The 2,806-nt window shown below is 62.4% G+C and carries 2 protein-coding genes; both read right to left on the reverse strand.

Features of this window, described 5'->3' with window-relative positions:
* Positions 1-902 precede the first annotated feature (902 nt).
* Entirely contained in the window at positions 903-1,379 is a 477-nt protein-coding gene (locus tag F759_RS45390) for an outer membrane protein assembly factor BamE (protein ID WP_063829693.1), read from the reverse strand.
* On the reverse strand, positions 1,373-2,806 hold a 1,434-nt coding region (locus tag F759_RS39920; protein ID WP_036026302.1), incomplete at its 5' end, for a YadA family autotransporter adhesin. The genes F759_RS45390 and F759_RS39920, both read right to left, overlap by 7 nt.

A 2,806-nucleotide genomic window follows, 5' to 3' on the forward strand; every position in this document is an offset into this window, starting at 1 on the left:
GGGCTGCGACAAGTCTGCGAAGTTAGGCAAGCCTTAGTGCGGCTTGACGGCGTCATTGCAGTGCGAAGGAAGTGCCTATCACTGGCCGACGATTGTCAGCGACACGTCGATGATCGGCGCGACGTAGTCTCGATATGATATGCGGCCGGCATAACTCGACCCAAAAGGGACGGTCAGCTTTCCGCGAAGCGGACATCCGGACGACCTGCTAGACCCCATAGAAAGAGTAAAACTGCTCTATTGGAGCTTCGACCGCGGACGGCGGCCGAACTTTAAGTGGCGCCTGTTGCCATGCACCCGGATGCAACGGATTCTTCGACGTCAGCATCGAGGCCTTGTGAAGCTATCGAGTACATGGCCCCCAGGCACAGCCGCCTCCCGTCCGGTAGGACGCCAGAGAAAGGTCCACGTCGCATGCTTGGAATCAGGCCTTACCTGGCAGTCGCGGCACGGCAGTCCGGCTAAGTGGTCAGAATTAGTGTGACTACTTTAGCGCCAAAGCCTATAGCCGGGTTGCATCGACCGGTTGAATCCGCAACGCCTCCCGGTCGTTCGCTGCTGCGAAAGCCGAGGACCGCCTCGGAGATACTACGATCGCTCCAGTTCCTTTACCGCCACTCGTCATCGAATGCCAACGTGGATACAAGCGACAACCGTCGAATCCCCTCATTTTTGTGCGCCGTGATCCATAGATTGCAGCGCTGCTGAACCCGAACGGCGAGTCGGCGGTCAGGGCCCCGGACTCTGGAACTGGAGGACGAGGCCGGACGCCTGTCGCGGCGCGCAATGGCCGATAGGTTATTTTGAATGCACCGCCTCTGGCAGGAGCCTACATATGCGCAGCCCAGCGCCTGTGCCGACTCGCCTGTCCTGAGTCGGTTCAGCGCTCGGCCACGTCAATGCTACTGCGCTATCCCGGCTTGCGCGGTCGTTGGAGTCCTTGACTCGACTACCGTTTTACTGGTGGCTAGTGCCTCGCACGCCGGATCTTTCCAACGCGTTGTAGTGACCCGGCTATCATCATCGAATTGAATCTGGTACCGGCACGTCACGGTTCGGCCTGCGGTGCGAAAGTTCAGCAGGTAGTTCCAGACCCTCACGTGGACAATCCATTCGTGAAAGTGAGGCGGCCCGAGCAAGTCGTATATCTGATTCTTTGTCAGACCAGGTTCGACCTTGCCGAGATTCTCAAGGTTAGGAAAGGTGCCTTCTTTCATGGTTGCCGTATCGGGCTGCGGAAACGACGTATCTACGGTGCCGCAGCCAGTGACGGCGCACAGGCAGCAAAGCGTGGCAGACAGGACTAGCACTGATTTTCTGTTCATGTTGAATACTCCAAACGTTATGCGATGGACGCAGTCGGCTATCGTTCTCACCATTGATATCCTGCGCCCACCACGGCGCCGTATGTACCGCGGGTGTTGGTCGAGACTGCGGCCTTGTAGACCCAATGATCGTTCTCGGAGACCGTCGAAATGCCAAGCGCCTGCCCTGCCTGACCGCGATACACGCTGCCCGCGATAGCCACCATGCTCTTTCCTGGACCCGTCGGCTGCGGCAACCCTGCAACGGCCATCGCTGTAGCTGTCCCGCCGTCCGCATCGCGGCGGTACGAGTCAAGGTTGTTTCGCAACCCCGCGACCTGAGCGTCGGTGTAGGCGTTAGCCTGAGAAAGCGTGGAGTTCAACTGCTGGACGTTGACGGCATCCGTGGGCGCCGTGCCGGCTGCGAGGTTGACGATCTGCCGTGTCGTGTCCGCCGAGCCGACTGCCACCACGTTCGCGCGTCCGCCGTCGTTACTATTCGCGCCGAGCGCCGTCGAGCCGCTGCCCGTTGAGGTTGCGCCGGCTCCCACCGCGGTCGAACCGGTGCCCGCCGCTGTCGAGCCGTTGCCCACCGCGGAGCTGTTGTTGCCCGAAGCCACGGCGCCCTGGCCACCCGCCGACGAGTTCGTCCCCGAAGGCGTCGGCGGCGTCGGTGTGCCGGGCGACGACGAGAAGCTGCCGCCGTTATTGGTCGTCTGCTGGTTGATGAGTGTCGTCAACCGGCTTGCAACGGCGTCGAGCTGCGACACGTTCACAGCATCCGTGCCGGACTTGCCCGCCGCGAGGCCGGTGATCTGCCGGTTGCCGACGTTCACTTCGCCTATCGACGATTGCGGACTGCTCAAGCCATACGCGATGTAATTGCTCAAGGCACCCACCGTCGTGGCCGATCCAGCTCCAAGTGCGACGCTGTTCGCAAACGACGCGCTCGCCCCGGCGCCCAACGCGAGCGCGTCGATGGCAGTGCTGTGCGCGCCTGAACCGATGGCGATGGACCCGGCGTTGGCCGCGCTCGCATTCGCGCCTTGAGCAATCGACTGCGCGCCGCTCGCGACGGAGCCGCTGCCCACGGCAATCGCATCTGCCTGCGCCGAGTTCGCGGCCTGCCCGATGGCGACCCCTCCCGGCGCCGTCGAATCAACGATCGCGCCGTTGCCCATGCCCACGCCGTTGTCGCCGTTGACCACAGTGGTCGGTCCGACTGCAATCGACTCCGCGCCGACCGCCAGCGAATCCGCAGCCGTCGAGTTCGCGTGGAAATACATCTGCCCGGTCACTGCAAACGAAGACAACGCGCCGGCCAGCTGGCGGATCGTCACGGCATCGTGCGCCTGCGTACCATCGGCGACATTGGTCAACTGGCGATACGTGTTGCCGCTTGCGCTACCGAACGACACCGCGCCGAGCAACGTCTGGTCCGCCGTGTTGAACGGAATGGCGTGCGTGCCGTTGGCAATCGAACCGACGCCCGACAGCACCGC

This window comes from Paraburkholderia dilworthii (assembly GCF_000472525.1).
Classification (GTDB): domain Bacteria; phylum Pseudomonadota; class Gammaproteobacteria; order Burkholderiales; family Burkholderiaceae; genus Paraburkholderia; species Paraburkholderia dilworthii.